Raw genomic sequence first — 18297 nt, forward strand, 5'->3', positions numbered from 1 at the left:
GCAATGAGTGACGATACGTCTATTCTATCGCCCATAAAAAACCTCAGCCCATGAGATGATGTGCTGAGGTTTTTTTGTGACGACTTATTTAATCTAGATAATTAACGACGACGATCAACATCATCGTACTCACTACCCATTACTCCGTCATGGAAGACTTCAGAGAATTCGCGTTCATTGTTTTCATCAATGTGACCATCGAATACATCTTTGGTGCCAGCATCAGGGTCATTATAAATCGCTAAGTCCATTTTACCTTCTGATTTTGCCACAATAGCAGTTACCGCCGCATCACCGCCGACGTTTACAGCAGTACGTAACATATCAAGGATACGATCCACACCTAGGATTAGGCCGATACCTTCGATAGGTAAGCCCACTTGTGCAAATACCATTGACAACATAATCAGACCAACACCAGGCACACCTGCAGTTCCGATAGAGGCCAGTACCGACATGAGAATCACGACCAGATAATCGGTCACGCCCAAATCAATGCCATAGATATTGGCAATGAAAATGGTTGCCGTCCCTTGCATGATGGCCGTACCATCCATGTTGATGGTCGCACCAAAAGGAACGGTAAAGGAAGCAACTGAGTTATCGACCCCCATTCGTTTGGTGACGGTACGTAAAGTAATAGGGATGGTCGCGTTTGAGCTTGACGTACTGAAGGCAAAAATTTGCACTTCGCGCATTTTTGTCAAAAACGTTTTGACAGACAAGCCTGAAAACAGCTTGAGCACAATCATCATGGTGATAAAGAAGTGGAAAGCCAATGAGCCAACCAGTACGGCAACGTAGCCAAGTAATGACCAAATAAGGTCCAAACCAAGCTCTGACATAGCCTTGGCCAATAAGGCAAAAACACCATATGGGGCAAGGTTCATAATGATGGTCACCATCTTTAAGATGACTTCATTAATCAGCTCTAAGCTTTGTACCAAGCCTTTGGCAGGCTTACCAACCATCAAAATACTAATACCGATTAAAATAGCAAAGAAAATAATCGATAGCATGTCACCATTCGCCATCGCACTGATGGGGTTTGATGGAATGATGTTAGAAAACACATCTAACAGAGGCGGCGCTGACTCAGCTTCAAATGCCGCTTCAGTTGCGATGTCCATGCCTTTACCGATACCAAATACAATACCAAGTCCAATCGCAGTGGCAATGGCTAGTGCCGTTGTCATCATATAGATAAAAAACGTTCTGCTACCGATACGACCAAGCAGTCGGATATCACCAATGCCGCAAACACCGCAAATCAGTGAGATCAATACTAATGGAACGACCAACATTTTTAATGAGTTAACAAACAGCTTGCCAATAATAGCGAAGAACCCATTTGTGATATACGTATGAACAAAACTGCCTTCAGTGTTCAGTCCTGAATAGTTTATAAATAGACCCAGTATAATACCGAGCACCATGGCAACAATGATCTTGCCTGTCAGTCCCATATTTTTCCACATAAACTCTATCCTTTTATACACAGCACCCAGTATCAGGAAGCAAACAATATATTACTGATTTATATGCCTTTACCTGAATTCTCTAAGGTTGTAAATTTCACATCTGTGACTTCATGTCAATTTCCTGCACAATATAAATTAATTGTTAAGGTAACTGCAACTTTTTTTATAAATTAAGACGTACTTATTTTTTTAGCTAATAATTAAGGGGGTTGAGTGATGGGCCAAAGAGAGGGAAGGGTCACCAAGTCTATGGTTATCAAATATGGCGATATGCAGTAAAAAAAAAGACCGTCCAAGCTGAACGGTCTTTTTTTAATTCAAATCATAGTAGGCGGTGGTACATTATATTTGCAGTTGATGCTTATATCTCCAAAAACGTACCATCTTTAAGTCTTGTCATTCTCGTCACGACGTAGACCATCTTGCCACTTGCTATCAATGTCATCGGTGGTGCCGGTAGTATTGGCGGTATCGGTGATAGCCGGCTCTTCTACGCGGTTTTTTACCATATCTGATTTTTCAGGCGTGTCGGTTTGCTCTACAGGTTCGATATCATCGATACTGTGTTTATGCATGCTATGATTATTACTCATGCGCTCATTTAAATGAGAGGCAGCATCACGGTGGCGATGATCCAGTGCTTCTGCATCGGGATTGGTGTCACCAAAGTCAGTTTGAGTGCGCACTTCTTCAACTGTGCTTTGTTCAGAAACCATCTCTACATCGCCATCGCTCTCATAACCATGGTTGGGATTGGCATCACCAGTCTTTTTATCAACACTGTCAGTGTCAGACACTGACAGATTGTCTGAGGCAACCTCGCCGTCAGGGATGATACCATTTCTGGTCTGAGCGTCATTTTTTAATTGGGCATAATCAGTGAGTTGATGTACCGCATTATCAAGACTATGGGGGTTACGACGTACTTGCGCTTTCAATAAATGCTTATCGAATACATCCGTTAACAGCGAGTCAAAGCGCAAGGCATTGTATTGAATAAGCACTTCTGCTTCTTCTTCCGTGATATCTCCTTTTTGGCTGGCATAAACCACATGGTCTTCAAACGTAAGACCTTCAAAACTGTCTTTATGTTCGGCTTTTTTGAATTTCTGCCATAAGGGTTCGATGCCAACAAGAGCTTGATAAGCATTTTCCATACGGCCAGTCACATCATCTGCATCAGTATTGTAGTAGACCATGGTTTTGAGATAGTCACGGAAAGGGTTGGCCTCAAAATCGTCCATGAAAACATCCCCTAACTGGCGTTTGAGCTCATCACTTGGCGGCGTAAAGATACGACCACTTGGAAAGGTCACAAAACTTACCACACTTGCCGCCATACGATTTGGGAAGTTGTCAAAGAGTGATAAGAAAGCTTCTTGAATGGTATATAAGCTGTTTTGTAGCGCCACCTCAGCATGCAAACGTTCAGCTTCTGACTTAGTGCCATGCTGGTAAAACTGCAAGATAGCGGTGCTGATAAATAAGTGCCCATGAATATCAGCCAATCGACCAGACAGCATCTCTTTGCGTTTTAAATCGCCTGCGAGTAAACCCAATGCCATGTCAGCGGTCAAAGCAAATCCTGCACTCAAACGATTGATGTGCTTGTAATAAGGAAGGGTAAAGTTATCAGCGAAACTTGGCGCATGACTACTACCGCCGACATAGCCTGCGACAAAAGCTTTGGCGCCGCGATTGAAGGTATAACCCAAATGCTTAAAGAATAAATTGTCGAATTGCTTAAGTGCGCCTTCTTTATCTTCACTTTGAAGTAATTGCAGCTCATCAAACAGATAAGGGTGGCAGCGCATGGCGCCTTGACCAAAAATCATCAACGAGCGTGTCAAGATATTGGCACCCTCAACCGTGATAGAGACAGGAATTGCTTGATAAGGCGTCGCCAAAAAGTTGCGCGGACCCATTTGTACGGCACGACCACCGACGACATCCATACCATCATTAACCACACCGCGCATGGTTTCAGTGGCATAATATTTTGCCATGGCTGTCATAACAGATGGCGTACCACCTTGGTTGAGACCACACGTGACCAAATGACGGAATGCCTCTAGCATGTAAGTGTTACTGGCCATGCGACTGGTTGCGTCTTGAACACCTTCAAACTTACCAACTGAAATTTTAAACTGTTCACGCACTTTGGCAAACGCACCGACAGACAAATATGTCATTTCACTGGCTGATGTGGATAGGGCAGGCAAGGAGATACCGCGGCCAACGCCCAAGCATTCCATCAACATACGCCAGCCACGACCTGCATTTTCGACGCCGCCAATAATGTAATCCAATGGGATAAAGACATCTTTCCCATCGACCGTACCGTTCATGAAAGGTGAGCCAATGGGGTTATGGCGAGGTCCTATCATGACACCTTTATGCTTGGCTGGCACCAGCGCACAAGTAATACCATAGTCGGTCTTTTTCGGATTACCTAGTAAACCTTCTGGGTCATGCATTTTGAATGCCAAGCCCACAACTGTCGCGATAGGGGCCAAGGTAATCCAGCGTTTTGAGAAATTCATACGCAGACCTAGCACTTGCTCGCCTTCATGAATGCCATAGCAGACTACACCCGTATCAGGAATAGCGCCCGCATCAGAACCTGCCTCAGGGCCCGTCAAGCCAAAGCAAGGTACTTCATCTCCTTTTGCCAAACCTGGCAGCCAGCGTTGTTTTTGTTCGTCCGTACCATAATGCATTAAAAGCTCACCAGGACCGAGTGAGTTTGGCACCATACAAGTCACTGCAGCTGTTGGTGAGCGCGAAGCGATTTTACTCATCACACGGCTTTGGGCATAAGAGCTAAATTCTAGACCACCGAACTCTTTTGGAATAATAAGACCTAAAAAGCCATTGCTCTTAATGAATTGCCAAGCTTCAGGTGACAGCTCTTTATCCTCATGCTGAATTTTCCACTCGTCCAGCATGGCGCAAAGCGTTTCTACTTCATTATCGATAAAGCTTTGCTCTCTTTCTGATAGGGTTGGATACGGATATTGGGCAAATGTATCCCAATTGGGGGCGCCCATGAATAGCTCTTTTTCCCACCAGCTGGTACCTGCATCTAAGGCTTCACGCTCCGTGTCACTCATACTTGGCATGGCACCGCCCAAGGTTTTGTAAACACGTTTGGTGATCAGAGACTGTCGAAGCGGCGTCACAAGAAGAACCAAGCAAAGCAGGGCGATCGGTATACCCAAAAAGAGTGACCAAGGACTGATTATTGCGGTCACAATAACCGTTACGAGCGCAGCAACGCTGCCAGTCACTCGAGATAAAGATAACAAAAAGATGGCCAGAACCATGGCTAATTGAATGATGATTGCCAAAATAAATAAGCCAATGGCCATGACTGTCTCCTTGATGACGCTGAACTAAAAGCGTGAAAAATATATGAATGAGGTTTTTAGATCACGATAGTTATTGTTTTATCTACTGCTTTTCTTCTTTTCAATAAGTAAAAGATACGATTGGTTAACAATATGAAACAGTTACTTATAACTATCAATAGGTGAAATGCTACGCTGTGTCGATAATATGTATCATATTTGGGTTGCTCATAGGATTAATTTATAAGAATAATTCGTTAGGACCTTATTAATTAAATGGTGCTAAGCCGCTTTCCGCATAAGATAAAGTATCGTTTCGTCCAACAATGATGTGATCGACAAGCGCTATATCCAATAAATCGCACGCTTTTTTGAGCTCATAAGTCAATAAGTTATCAGCCGTTGAAGGTTTGGCATCGGTATGTGGATGATTATGAGCGACAATAAGCTGGCTGGTAGCATGGCTCAAAGCATGCCGTAATACATGTTTGATGCAGACAGAACACGATGAAATACCACCTGTAAACAATATTTCAAAATCTAAAAGCTTGAGCCCATTATCCAAACACAGAACGGCAAAGACTTCACGATGCTCACCGCGTAACTGCGTACTAATATAGTCTTTCACCACTTGAGAGCGTCCAAGCGCTTGACCAGTTTTAAGCTTACTGTCTAAGTAGCGTGTACCCATCTCAAGCGAAGCAAGTATCTGCGCATATTTGGCAGGGCCCATACCATGACAACCCAAAACGATGTCTTGAGGCGCTGCTAACAATTCAGCCAAGCTGCCAAACTTTTCGATCAAATGGCGGGCCAGCTCAATGGCGGACTGTGATTGTGTTCCTGTGCGTAAAAATATGGCCAAAATCTCTGCATCGGTAAGGTGTGCTGCCCCAAATTTCAGTAGTTTTTCGCGTGGTCTGTCTTCTTCATGCCAGTCTTTAATTGCCATTATTTCTCCTTAAATAAGTTGGTCACAAATAGCTTGATCAAATACTACCGTTAAATACGCAAAATCTTACCTAACTTATCTCATAATTGTTACTATAAGCGCAATTTTATCTTTCAACTTTTATATTGATGCCACGCTTATGTCCAATATTGTGCTTGCTATCACTGGCGGTATCGCCGCTTACAAATCTGCTATTTTTGCTCGCTTATTAGTTAAGTCGGGCTTTGATGTGCGTGTCATTATGACCACAGGCGCGCAAGCTTTTATCACTCCTTTGACGCTGCAAGCGCTGACGGGCAATGAGGTACATGTCTCATTGCTTGACGAAAAAGCAGAAGCAGGCATGGGACATATTGAATTGGCGAAATGGGCCGACTTAGTCGTTATTGCTCCCGCTTCTGCCAATACGCTTGCTCGACTTTCGATGGGTATGGCCGATGATTTATTGACCACGGTGTGCCTTGCCACGACAGCACCTGTTCTCATTGCACCAGCCATGAACCAGCAGATGTGGGCGCATCCAGCAGTGAATCTGAACGTACAGACATTGCGCGATATGAATTATCAGATCATCCAACCAGCAAGTGGTGAGCAAGCGTGCGGAGATGTGGGTGCAGGGCGTTTGCCTGAGCCTGAACAATTACTGGCTGAAGTTCTTTTATTTACAGCCATGCAGACGACGCCGCAGCTATTGGCTGGCAAAAGAGTTGTGATTACAGCAGGCGCAACGGTAGAAGCCATTGATCCAGTACGTTACTTATCGAATCACTCTACTGGCAAGATGGGTTTTGCACTGGCACGTGCTTGCGTCGCTGCTGGTGCTGAAGTGATTTTAATTGCTGGCGGTAAAGTGGCCCTGCCGACGCCACTGAATGTCAAACGTATCGATGTGTTGTCTGCTAAAGAGATGTTACTTGCTGCACAGCAGTGCGTCGATGGCACCCATCACGAGCTTCAGTTTATGTTTGAAGAGGAACATGACCACGATCACGACCATCATCATGAGCACCACCACGAGCATGATCATCATGACGACTGCGACTGCGATGATGAGCACAGTGAACATAGCGAAGCACATGCAGTTACTAGCAATGAGAGTGTAAGAGCCGCTGATGTTTTCATTGCGACTGCAGCCGTGGCGGATTATCGCACCGAAGAAGCCGCCCCGCAAAAAATCAAAAAGACACAAGAGGCGATGACGCTCAGTTTGGTCAAAAACCCTGATATCTTAGCCACTATCTCGCTTGCTCATCCTGAGCTGTTTGTCGTGGGTTTTGCGGCAGAAACACAAGATGTTGAGCGTTATGCACGTGGTAAGTTGATCTCTAAAGATTTAGATTTGATTGCTTGCAATGATGTGTCACGAGCCGATATTGGCTTTGCCAGTGATGACAACGCCATGCAAGTATTCTTTTCTGAGCATTACAAGCGCGAGCCAGTCACACTAGACAAGGCAAGCAAAGATTACATTGCTGAGCAATTAGTGACTATCATTGGTGAAGCAATCTGGCAACGCCAGGATGATTAATCGTGTCGTTATATATAGAGATAGTAAGCGTTGAGCAGGCTGTCAGAGATGACGGGACTGTTCGCTGACGAGAGCACGCAGACGTTATTGCTGGTTGCTGTTTTTGCGTTGGCGTCCTTGTTACATGGTATCAGCGGGCTAGGTGCGACTTTGGTGACGACCACTGCGCTTGCTAGTATTTATCCGTTGCAACATGCCATTGTCTTGGTTATTTTCCCCTCTTTAGTGGTCAATGTGATGACTTGGCTGGCTGGCGGCGGACGTACGATTTGGCAAAACTTTATTTATTATGGCAGACGTTATTGGTTGCTTGCGTTAACCAGCTTGGTTGGCAGTATTTTGGGCGCAAAGCTGCTATTGTGGATAGACAGTGCTTATATTTTGCTAGCATTAGCCGCTGTTATTGGCTTTTATGTCATCAGTACCTTATTGGGTAAGCAGTTTCGTTTGCCCGATACTAAGCCCGTACTGATCATTGTTGGGTTTAGTGCAGGTGTCATTGGCGGGGCCACCAATGCCATGTCTACTGTGCTGATGATGTACTTGTTGTCTGCCAGCGACGATAAAAACACGATCGCCAAAGTGGGCAATATGTGCTATTTTTTGGGCAAAGTTGCTCAAATTATCGTTCTACGTGAGCCTCTTATGGCACTAAGTAGTGGGGAATGGCAGCTAATTACAGTGCTAAGCATATTGTCTATTGTTGCGCTTTTGGTTGGTATTCGTCTGCGTCGTTATCTGCCGCAAGCTCGCTTTCGTCAGCTTATTTTGTTGATTTTGACAGTACTTGGTATACGCGTAGGCTGGCAAGGAATTGTCGCTTTTTTCTAAGCATATACTGTCTCAACAGATGCATTGTAATGATGCTAAAAAAGTGCGTACAATTAAAAAGTACGTGCAAACGGTTTATTTAGCGGTTAAAAATATTTAATAAGATAGTAGCGACAATACTGATAACGATCATGGTAACCACAGGAAAACACACCCGTGTGTTGCCTGAAGTGTGCTTAATATCGCCTGGCAGATTGCCTATCCACGAAAATGCATTGGGAAACAACAGCCAAATAACGCCGATAATCACCAGCAGTATGCCCAAACCTATCAGTATTTTTGCCATGTCATCTTGCCTTATGCCGTTATCAGTTAAGCACTTATCATTTATTTCCTAGCCCTAATCAGCCGTTTGCCCAAAGTAAATCTGCTGCGCCAAACGAAACGTATTACAGTGCGCTTCCACCACATCTTCGATGTCTTCTGAATAGCCGCCGCCCATCACAATGGCAATAGGAATGTCAGCGAGTTTTGCTTGATGTAGCACATACTCATCACGTGCCTTACATCCCTCTATCGTTAACCCCAGTTTTCCGAGTTTGTCGGTCGCAAGCACATCGACAGCAGATTGATAAAATATCAGGTCTGGCGCAAACTCAGTGATTAAGCCTGGTAGCGTGTCTTTTAAAATACGTAAATACTCTTCATCACCAGTGTCATTGTCCAGTTCAATATCTAAGTCAGATACCTGCTTACGGAACGGATAGTTTTTGGCACCATGCATACTAAAGACAAAAACACGTGATTCGTTTGCCATGATGCTCGCGTTACCATTACCTTGATGGACATCCAAATCCACTACCAAAATCTTTTGTGCCTGTCCGCGATTGAGTAATAAATTGCTGGCAATACAAACGTCGTTGAATACACAAAATCCTTCACCATGATCAGCAAATGCGTGATGCGTGCCGCCTGCCACATTCATCGCTACGCCATACTGTTGTGCATACAAAGCACATTCATAAGTCGCATGGGCGATATAGCGGCCGCGTTCTACCAGCGTTGGTGTCATCTCAAAACCAATGGCTCGAGCCTCTTTTCGTGGCAGTGTTTGGGTTTTGAGCTGCTGCCAGTAGCCTTGCGTGTGAGTGGTCAAAATCTCGTCTTCACTCAGCCGAGCAGGCGCAAAAAAATTATCGGTAGTGATGGTGCCCTCAGCCAACAGACGCTCAGGAATGAGCGTATATTTTTGCATCGGAAAACGGTGTTTGTCCGGAACGGAATAACGAAAAATGTCAGAATAAGCAATTTTTAGCATAATATTAAATAGGTTCTTATGGAATGAAGGTTGAGAATTTTTGAGAGCAAAGTGCTGGTAAGAACACCTTTATACATGAGCCTAAGTACCAATGGCGGACGGTAATAGGGCTTTACTGCACGAACTGCGTGGGCAAAAAAAACGTGCGTGAATCTACGTCTTGGCGTAACGTCATCAGTAAAGTTTGCACGTCTTCTTCTGGATCTTGATTATTGATTAAGTTGTTGAATAACTCGTGAGCGACCGTCGTCATGGCAACCACGCTTTGTAGTAAATGATCGACCACTTTTTCATTAATACCCACTGCTTCAACATCGATGGCGTTTTTGTAACGTATCTCACCATCATTGACATCCATTTCTATATTGCCAATCAGCATGTCGTAATTGAGCTGCGTGATTAATAACATTGCAGCACTCTGATGACTCTCTGGTATCAAAAACGGTAAGACACCATAGACGGCCAGCAGTTTGCTCTCTTCTTGAGCGCGAAACAGGTAGCCACAGTTGAGGTCTTTATGACGCATTCGCAGTGACAAATGATGTGATTGCTGACCATCATTGGTTTTGGGTTGATAGTGCGTATAGTGCCATTGCTTTTCATTAAAATAGGTTTTTAAGAAATCAACAATTGGCGTATGGTGAGGCTTATGTTGGTCAGCGGAGGAGTCAGAAGGCATCGTTTGCGAGTGTTTATGACCAGTGTTCATATCAGAGACAGCGTCAATTTCGCTACGGTCATTTTTGTCTCCGTCATCACTATGCCTAGTACTGCGGAATACCTCATGGCTTCTTGAAGGTGCCACATCCTCTTTAACGGCAGATGTCGTTGGTTCGTTAGCACCATTAATGATAGATTGCGGTGCGGACGTCGTCAAAAATCGTTTGATTTTTTGCCACAAGCTGAGTTTATTACGTTGGCTCATAATAGGGTGATAAACAGTAGATAATGTGAAATATTGAAAAATACTTTCAAACAGCAAGTCAGCCGTTACTCAGTATTAATCCCTCTTTGATTTTTGGTTGATCATAAAACGCTTGTAGCATCTTGCGAGTGAGCGCTGTAAACCATGGGCTTTCTAGGGCATCGTATACCACAGGCAATAACGCTGTACTAAATTCTGTCATGGCTTGCTTATCAATATATAAGCTGGCAGCAACGGTGGCAATACTATCCGTCTGATGATTGGCGTACCATGTATCAATACCCGCTGCTACCAGACTATGCAAATAAGGCGACACACGCAAACGGTTGTAGCTTTGTTGAATACCAGCTTCGATATGATCGATACTACTGTTATTAGGCTCATCACGCAGGTAGGTTTGTAGATGACTGACAGGTTGCTCCTTGATACGCGCCCAACCCGTGATGAGTAAACGCGCCACTTCTTCGTTGGATAAATGCGCTTGCGCGTTGGCTTCTGCTCGGTGCGCCAAATCCTTAATGTTACGATGCAAATATGCCTGCAGTTTTTCATCAAGGTTTCTGTTGGTGGCTTTTTCAAAAGAGCTACGCCCAAGCTTCATCAGTTTACCAACGCCGCCCGCTTTTTCTAGCGTGGTTTCCATAAAGTCATTGATGGCGTGATACAGCGTTTGCGTCAATAAGTCTGTGAAGGTCTCATTACCAACTAACGTATGAATTAAGATATTACGCTGCTGCTCATGACTACCGACATAATTGGCAAGCGTTTCAACTTGCGTATCATCTATCAATTCTGACAAAGGTACATTGTCATTGACGGGATGATAAATAACCGTATGCAAGATGTCGCGAATATCAGTACGCATTGCCTCACTCATTGGCTGATTAAGAAGCCAGTCGTTAATCAAATGCTGCAAATGGTCACGACTAATATATTTGTTTAAGGGCTGCGCACCGAACCATTGCCACGCCTCTATACTCAACGGTTGAGCTTGGTTGCGTAGCCACTGCTGCATAAAATCCACTTGCGCATCAATCAAGCTGTCTATGGTTAAGCTTGTCTCTGATAGGCTTTCTTGAGACTTATCAAGCTTGGTATCTGTCTTATGATCGATATCGGCGTGATGCTCAATGTCTGTTTGAGTCGTTTGGTTTTGGCTATCTTTTGAAGTCTGCATAGGTTTTGAGGTCATAGTAATCGACAATTTGTTATACTGTGTGTTTGTGGTAAGCATAAAGTATTATGCCATGAACATCGTACTTGTTTGTGATGAATATTGACTGCCGCTTGATAAATAACGAGAGGTTTTGATGACGGCTTTGGATACGCCCTTACTTGTGCTTGATCAGCTGACCGTTCAGCGTGGTGAAATCCCGCTATGCGAAGCCGTCACGCTTCAGCTGTCTGCGGGCAGTATTTGTCATCTGATTGGTGCAAATGGGACAGGGAAAACGACGCTACTGATGCAGCTGGCAGGATTATTGCCAGTACTGACAGGCGAGGTGAGTTACCAAGGCGTGGCAAGCTTACCTGTGCAGCCGTTATATGTATCGCATCAATTGGGTATTCATCCCAATCTCACTGTGGCACAAAACCTGACGTTTTTACTGAATTTATATGGTATCACGCCAAGCACTGCAGACATTGATGCTGCCCTTACTTGGGTCGGATTGCAAGGATTTGAAACGATCAGTTCAAGCCATTTATCCGCTGGTCAAACTCGCCGTATCACCCTTGCAAGGCTGTATCTTTTGACGCCTGATGTGACCCAGCTATGGCTGCTTGATGAGCCTTTTACCGCGCTCGATGTCGATATGGTAGCGCGGATGGAAGAGAAATTGTGCGACTTTGCTCATGCAGGCGGCGCGATTTTGATGACCAGCCATCAAACAGTCGGCGTTGCCAATCAAGTACTCGACCTGACAGAGTATATGGTTTAGATACCTTATCAAAGGTCTGTCATGTTAAAAGCCTGTCATGCGATAGCATTCTCAGACTGACCTATCAATACGGTTTTATCCCCCTATAATATAAGCGCGATTAGCAAAAGAGCCAATAATGCTACAGACAGGACGATACATGCGATGAAGAAAAGCGCCAATACTATCGAGAACACGTCGCGTGGTATCAGTTTTATGCAGCTATGGGCACGCGAGTGGCAAGTAAAGCAGCAAGGGGCAGTGCAGTGGTTGTATCCTTTGGTACTGTTTTTGGTGATTATTACTTTGTTTCCGCTGGCGGTCGGTAGCGAGCCTGCGCTATTACAGCGACTTGGCGTGTCCGCTGTATGGATTGCGGCTTTACTATCGCTGGTAATGGGTGTGGATGGTTTGTTTAAGCCGGCCCTTGATAATGGCACCTTGGCACAATTGGTTGTTGCCAAAGCGTCACTGCCATTATGGGTACTGATTCGCTTAGCGATTCACTGGGTATTTAGTAGTGGCATTGTGGCCATACTCAGTTTATTAGCGGTGCCTTTGTTTCAGCTGAGCTGGTTTGAGACCATGATATTAATGGCTTCTATCGTCGCTGGTAGCCCAATGCTGCTAATGCTGTCTGCAATCGCCAGTAGCTTGACGCTATCATTGAAGAATGGTGCAGTGCTAGTGCCATTGATTGCTTTACCTATGCAATTGCCTGTTCTGATTTTTGCAACAGGCGCTGTTGATCTATATGCCACAGGTCTCAATGGTCTACCCATATTGGCCTTGTTATTAGCAGGCAGCATCGTTTCAATCTTAGTCATGCCATGGGTCATTGCAATGACTTTAAAAATGGCGTGGCTGAACTAAACATGAAACTGTACCGTCAATATATTGCCAAAACTTCTCGTATTGTCGCTTCATGTATTAACATCGTGGTGAAAACTGGCAATTTTGTTATAATAGTCAATTAAGTACGTAAGCCGTTCTTTGTAGATTCTATCCAGTGTTTAACGCCAGCAGGTTGGCAGATGATAGCGCTCATAATGTGCTATATCGGTCGTCACCAGTAAGCTGTGTAATAGGTTTATTCCCATGCCCAACCTGAATAATGTCTCATCTCCCAGCCTGTGGCAACGCATTTGGCAGGGCTTCTTAACCACTGTGGGTACCAAACAGTTTTTTCGTATTTTTGCGCCTTGGGTTAAGTGGCTTGCGATATTGGCTAGCATCTGCTTGCTAATCGGTAGCATATGGGGACTTGCTTTTGCGCCCCCTGATTACCTGCAAGGCAATAGCTATCGTATTATCTTTATACATGTACCCGCAGCCAGTCTTGCTATTTCTATCTATTTTACCCTTGCGGTATTGGGTGTGATTTATCTGGTCTGGAAAATCAAGACGGCCAGTTTGGTCGCTCAAGCACTTGCTCCAATGGGGTTCTTATTATGTGTGATTAGCTTATTGACGGGTTCTATTTGGGCAAAGCCCACGTGGGGCACCTACTGGGTTTGGGATGCGCGTTTGACCTCTATGCTGATTTTGGCATTTTTATATGCAGGTGTCATGGCCCTATTTGCCGCTTTTGAACACACAGCCAATCGAGGCAAAGCTGCCGCCATTTTATCCATTGTTGGTGCGGTCAATTTGCCCATTATCAAGTACTCAGTTGAGTGGTGGAATACCTTGCATCAAGGCGCTACCTTTACATTAACGGCTGCCCCAAAAATGTCGGCAGACATGTGGATGCCATTGCTACTGATGATTATTGGTAGTTATTTGCTGGTCGCAACATTGACGATTTATCGTACCAACACCTTAATCTTGTATCGCGATCAAGGTAAAGCGTGGGTGAAAGAATACATCCGTGGTCAACACAAATAACGGCTAGGAAACTATTATGCAGCCCTATTTTTATAGCGTGTCTGAATTTATTGCCATGGGTAAGCATGGGGTCTTTGTGTGGTCTTGTTGGGCAATCACTATTGGCGTAATACTGGTATTTATTATCTACAGCCGTCGCCAAAGACAAGCACTGATTAAGCAGTTGACCATTCAGCAAGCGCGTCAAGCACAGCGTACCGCCAAAGTACCAACAACTGTGACAAAGGCTTCACTCGAGTCTAACAAATAAGAAAATCTTCCTAATATCATAAAGATATGCCTTTTTAAGTCCTCATAAGGCTTATGGATTTGTGCGAAAAATGCTACCATATAGCCACCAGAAGAGTACGATTAGAAAGACATTTTTGGCACGTTTTTCTAATGGTAGTTTCTTCAATATTTTTTGTTTTATAGATTGGTAGTTTGTAAAACAATGAGTCATCAATGAGGTAGTGGTATGAACGCAGTTCGTCGCAAAAAACTGATGTGGGTTATGTTTACACTTGCAGGGGCGGCGATAGCCGTGGTGCTAGTGCTTTACGCCATTGGTCAGCAAACCGATTACTACTTTGACGCGACAGCCATTGCGAAAGGCGAAGCACCGCAAGGCAAACGTATTCGCGCAGGGGGTATGGTGGTGGCAGGTAGCGTTCAGCGTGCGCCAAATGATCCACTGAGTATTGAGTTTGCGATTACAGATTTTAAATCGACTGTACCTGTGACTTATCAAGGTATCTTGCCTGATTTATTTGCTGAAAACTCAGGAGTTGTTGCCACTGGCAAAATGCAGGGCGATACGTTTGTTGCTGGAGAAGTATTGGCCAAGCATGATGAAAACTATATGCCACCTGAGGTTGCCAAATCAATGAAAGAAAACAACCGTAGTGGCGCTATTCCTTCTTCTGAACAATATAATCCTGCTGAAAAAGTGCATGAGACTCAAACGCTCCAGCAATAAAGACAGAAAAATTGTCTCAATATAAAAAAGCCACCGATAATATCGGTGGCTTTTTTAGGAATTATCATTTAATAGTAGCAATGCGCTATTAGTCATCCCAAACAGGGCTATAGTCAGGATGTTCAATTTTGCGGCCATCAGAACGCGCTAAGCTACCAAGCTTGTCTAGTTCGTCAGCACTCAGCTCTACCTTGATAGCGTCTAAGTTTCCTTGCAAGTGATCAGGGTTAGACGTTTTTGGAATAGCAACGCGATGCTTGTCAGACAAGATCCAAGCGAGTGATATCTGTGCAGGTGTTACGTTATGCTTATCGGCAATCTCTTTAATAATGTCATTATCAAAAACGTCGCCACGGGCTAATGGAGAATAAGCTTCCAACAAAATATGATGATTATTCAGAAAAGTTTGCAAAGTATTTTGTTTGATAAATGGGTGGAACTCAACTTGGTTTACGACAATAGGGACGTCGGCATATTTTTCTGCTTCAATGATATCGGCAATATTAAAGTTAGAAACACCAATGTGTCGAGTCAGGCCTTGTTTTTGTAGCTCACATAAGGCAGGAATCGTTTCAGACAATGGAACACGATCATCAGGCCAATGCAGTAGTAATAAGTCTACATAATCTGTATCTAGGTTTTCTAAAGAGCGCTTCGCCGCTTCTACCAATTTTTCTGGTTGAAACTTCATATCATCAGGAAAAATCTTAGTGGTCAAAAAGAATTTATCGCGAGCAACACCTGACTGTTTAATGCCTTGTCCGACTTCTTTTTCATTGTCATACGCTTGAGCGGTATCAATGTGCTCATAGCCCATCTCTAACGCTTTTTTTACAACGGCCAGACAGTCTTGGCCTGTTGATTGCCAAGTACCTAAGCCAAGTACAGGGATGTTTGCTTTTCCAGCGGTACGCATATTATAAGTTTTAGTACTCATATTATTATCCTTATTTATTGTGGTTTTCTCATGTCTTGTCTGCCTTAAAAAATTAACGGATCAAGTCTTTCAGCAATGGTTTAATATCATTAAGTCTTAATCTGACCAACGGTCAATATAGCTAAACTTAAGCACGATTAGATCGCTGTAAGCTTCATCCGTATATTCAGCTTGTCCACTATAAGAAAAACTCAGCCAAAGTGAAAGAGTAGGTGACGCTTTCCTACAAAGGACAAACAGGTTGTAACGTCATTTTTAGTATCGGGTTAGCTCTTTTATAAACACAATGTCAAAATCCGCGCTATAAAAAACGCCCATCGCGTTGAGCAATGGGCGTTCAAAATCTAAAATATATGCTAGCTTCTAGCAGGTTCTAACATAAAAACTTACTGTGCAGGGGCTTCTGCAGGCGCTGTACTTGCAGCAGTATCTGTATGGGCGCTATGATCCGTTCCCCACATTTTTGGATACTTATAACCTGGGAAAGTTTCGTGAGCATACTTTTTAAATGCTTCTGAGTTATAAGCGTTGGTCACGTCCTCAACCCACTTTTTGCCCACGTCAGCAGACTTGATGGCTGACCAGTTAACATAAGCAAAACTTGGCTCTTGGAATAGAGCGCTTGATAACTCGATACCAGAATCGGTTGCATAGTTACCATTGATAACAGCGAAGTCAACTTCATCACGAGCGCGCGGTAACTGAGCTGCTTCTAGCTCAACGATGTTGATCTCGTATTTACTGTTGTCAGCGATATCCGTTTTCGATGCCGTCAATGGATCAATATTGTCTTTTAGTTTGATCCAGCCAAGATCGTTCATCATGACAAGGGCACGAGCAAAGTTACTTGGATCATTTGGTGCAGAAACACTCATGCCTTTATAGGCTTCATCAAGACTGGTTTTTTTACCAGAGTAGATACCAAGTGGCGCGGTTGGTACTTGGAATGCTTCGACCAGATCAAGATTGTTTTCTTTTTTGAAGTTATCAAGGTACGGTTTGTGCTGGAAAATGTTGATGTCCAAGTCACCCTCTGCCAAGGCAAGGTTCGGGCGCACATAATCAGTAAAAGCGACTAACTCAACTTCATAACCTTGTGCTTCAAGTGAGCTCTTAACTTGGTTACGTACCATATCAGCAAAGTCGCCTTCGGTCGTACCGATAACGATTTTTGTATGCTCAGGATCGATATCGCTCGCAGCAGTTTCGGCGGTAGCGCCTTCTGTCACTGGCTCTTTGGTGGCTTCTGGTGCTGATGAGTTGCTGCAACCAACCAATACTAGGCCTGATACGCCAACGGCAGCAAAAGCAGTCGCCAACTGACGGCTGATATCTGTTAATTTCATGAAACTTCCTTAATAAGAGAGAGTAGAAAACAAAATCTGCCCATTAAAAAAGCAACATTATCATAATGCTGCTAAGTTAACGGATGTTAAATTAGTGACAAAATTAAAGGGTCTCAGTAACAAAGTCAAGCATTTTGCTTAGGACAAATGCGCATTAAACCCTCGTATTTATTCATAATAAGAGTATGTTATACCTTCTTATTATTTTTTATAAAGGAGGTTATCGTTTGTCCATGCGGTTAGCCAACCAGTTGCCAGAGGCTTGAATCGAGATGACCATGATAGATAGCACCAGAACGATAAAAACCATTACTTCCGTTTGATAACGATAATAGCCATAACGAATTGCCAAGTCACCTAGACCGCCACCACCAATCATACCTGCCGCTGCCGAATAAGATAGCAAGCTGATACAAAGAATCGTTACTGACAATATAAGACCAGAGCGCGCTTCATTCAATAAAACCTTGATGATAGTCAAAGGACGTGCGCCCATCGATTCGGTCGCCTCAATAATCCCGCGCGGTACTTCACGTAAGTTTTGTTCGACCAGACGGGCAAAATAAAACGAACCGGCGATGGCCAAGACTAAGGAGGCAGCGATTGGTCCGATACCAGTACCTACGATGGCCTTGGTAAAAGGACTCATGGCAATCATCAAGATGACAAAGGGGAAGGCACGCATAAAGTTGGTGATACCACCAAGTACACCGTATAAGGTTTTGTTTTGTAAAAACTGACGATCGCTTGATAAAAACAGGAACACGCCAAACAAACCACCAATGACGATAGCGACTGTCGTTGAAATGCCGAGCATAATGAACGTATCAATAAAAGCATCCACAATCTCTTTGCGCAGCGCAAACAACTTGTCTATAGAGGCGGATAATTCAGTACCAGTTAACATATTTATTTCTCCTGCCTC

At 43.9% G+C, this 18297-nt stretch carries 17 protein-coding genes; 7 read left to right on the forward strand and 10 right to left on the reverse strand.

Annotated features, from left to right (window positions below):
- Positions 1 to 101 precede the first annotated feature (101 nt).
- The 3 genes from FW759_RS02975 to radC all read right to left on the reverse strand — a co-directional run bounded on the left by FW759_RS02975 (position 102) and on the right by radC (position 5783).
- Complete coding sequence (locus FW759_RS02975) at positions 102 to 1478, reverse strand: dicarboxylate/amino acid:cation symporter (RefSeq protein WP_062845448.1); 1377 nt, start codon at positions 1476 to 1478, stop codon at positions 102 to 104.
- A 389-nt stretch (positions 1479 to 1867) separates the two neighbouring features.
- Positions 1868 to 4852, reverse strand: a complete 2985-nt coding sequence (locus FW759_RS02980; protein ID WP_446442152.1) for an acyl-CoA dehydrogenase — start codon at positions 4850 to 4852, stop codon at positions 1868 to 1870.
- 247 nt (positions 4853 to 5099) lie between these two features.
- Complete coding sequence (gene radC, locus FW759_RS02985; protein WP_446442153.1) at positions 5100 to 5783, reverse strand: RadC family protein; 684 nt, start codon at positions 5781 to 5783, stop codon at positions 5100 to 5102.
- Positions 5784 to 5922: 139 nt separating this feature from the next.
- On the opposite strand from radC, the gene coaBC reads away from it, so the two are divergent.
- Positions 5923 to 7311, forward strand: a complete 1389-nt coding sequence (gene coaBC, locus FW759_RS02990; protein WP_446442154.1) for a bifunctional phosphopantothenoylcysteine decarboxylase/phosphopantothenate--cysteine ligase CoaBC — start codon at positions 5923 to 5925, stop codon at positions 7309 to 7311.
- 48 nt (positions 7312 to 7359) lie between these two features.
- A complete protein-coding gene (locus FW759_RS02995; RefSeq protein WP_446442155.1) occupies positions 7360 to 8142 on the forward strand; it encodes a sulfite exporter TauE/SafE family protein in 783 nt (260 codons plus the stop codon).
- 79 nt (positions 8143 to 8221) lie between these two features.
- On the opposite strand, the gene FW759_RS03000 is transcribed toward FW759_RS02995, so the two are convergent.
- The 4 genes from FW759_RS03000 to FW759_RS03015 form a co-directional block, all read right to left on the reverse strand.
- Positions 8222 to 8428, reverse strand: coding sequence for a DUF2905 domain-containing protein (locus FW759_RS03000; RefSeq protein WP_446442156.1), 207 nt, complete (start codon positions 8426 to 8428; stop codon positions 8222 to 8224).
- Positions 8429 to 8482: 54 nt separating this feature from the next.
- Positions 8483 to 9400 (reverse strand): histone deacetylase family protein, encoded by a 918-nt coding sequence (locus tag FW759_RS03005; RefSeq protein ID WP_446442157.1) that lies wholly within the window; start codon positions 9398 to 9400, stop codon positions 8483 to 8485.
- A 112-nt stretch (positions 9401 to 9512) separates the two neighbouring features.
- Positions 9513 to 10325, reverse strand: a complete 813-nt coding sequence (locus FW759_RS03010; RefSeq protein ID WP_446442158.1) for a YbjN domain-containing protein — start codon at positions 10323 to 10325, stop codon at positions 9513 to 9515.
- Between the two features lie 58 nt (positions 10326 to 10383).
- Positions 10384 to 11502, reverse strand: coding sequence for a hypothetical protein (locus FW759_RS03015; protein WP_446442159.1), 1119 nt, complete (start codon positions 11500 to 11502; stop codon positions 10384 to 10386).
- Between the two features lie 133 nt (positions 11503 to 11635).
- On the opposite strand from FW759_RS03015, the gene ccmA reads away from it, so the two are divergent.
- The 5 genes from ccmA (at position 11636) to ccmE (ending at position 15089) form a co-directional block, all read left to right on the forward strand.
- Positions 11636 to 12265, forward strand: a complete 630-nt coding sequence (ccmA, locus tag FW759_RS03020; protein WP_446442160.1) for a heme ABC exporter ATP-binding protein CcmA — start codon at positions 11636 to 11638, stop codon at positions 12263 to 12265.
- A 195-nt stretch (positions 12266 to 12460) separates the two neighbouring features.
- Positions 12461 to 13117: a heme exporter protein CcmB gene (locus tag FW759_RS03025; RefSeq protein ID WP_179288391.1), complete on the forward strand. Its 657-nt coding sequence runs from the start codon at positions 12461 to 12463 to the stop codon at positions 13115 to 13117.
- 225 nt (positions 13118 to 13342) lie between these two features.
- The gene (gene ccmC / locus FW759_RS03030) at positions 13343 to 14131 is read left to right on the forward strand and encodes a heme ABC transporter permease CcmC (protein ID WP_062845440.1); all 789 of its coding nucleotides are present in this window, start codon (positions 13343 to 13345) and stop codon (positions 14129 to 14131) included.
- A 16-nt stretch (positions 14132 to 14147) separates the two neighbouring features.
- Positions 14148 to 14381, forward strand: a complete 234-nt coding sequence (ccmD, locus tag FW759_RS03035; RefSeq protein WP_062845439.1) for a heme exporter protein CcmD — start codon at positions 14148 to 14150, stop codon at positions 14379 to 14381.
- Between the two features lie 207 nt (positions 14382 to 14588).
- The gene (gene ccmE, locus FW759_RS03040; RefSeq protein ID WP_446442161.1) at positions 14589 to 15089 is read left to right on the forward strand and encodes a cytochrome c maturation protein CcmE; all 501 of its coding nucleotides are present in this window, start codon (positions 14589 to 14591) and stop codon (positions 15087 to 15089) included.
- Between the two features lie 88 nt (positions 15090 to 15177).
- Here ccmE and FW759_RS03045 read toward each other — a convergent pair whose 3' ends face one another.
- From FW759_RS03045 to FW759_RS03055, 3 genes are all read right to left on the reverse strand, one after another.
- Positions 15178 to 16026 (reverse strand): aldo/keto reductase, encoded by an 849-nt coding sequence (locus FW759_RS03045; protein ID WP_446442162.1) that lies wholly within the window; start codon positions 16024 to 16026, stop codon positions 15178 to 15180.
- Between the two features lie 386 nt (positions 16027 to 16412).
- On the reverse strand, positions 16413 to 17372 hold the full coding sequence (locus FW759_RS03050; RefSeq protein ID WP_062845436.1) for a MetQ/NlpA family ABC transporter substrate-binding protein: 960 nt from the start codon (positions 17370 to 17372) through the stop codon (positions 16413 to 16415).
- Positions 17373 to 17592: 220 nt separating this feature from the next.
- Complete coding sequence (locus FW759_RS03055; RefSeq protein WP_062845435.1) at positions 17593 to 18279, reverse strand: methionine ABC transporter permease; 687 nt, start codon at positions 18277 to 18279, stop codon at positions 17593 to 17595.
- Positions 18280 to 18297 lie beyond the last annotated feature (18 nt).

Source organism: Psychrobacter sp. 1176_08 (assembly GCF_052850615.1).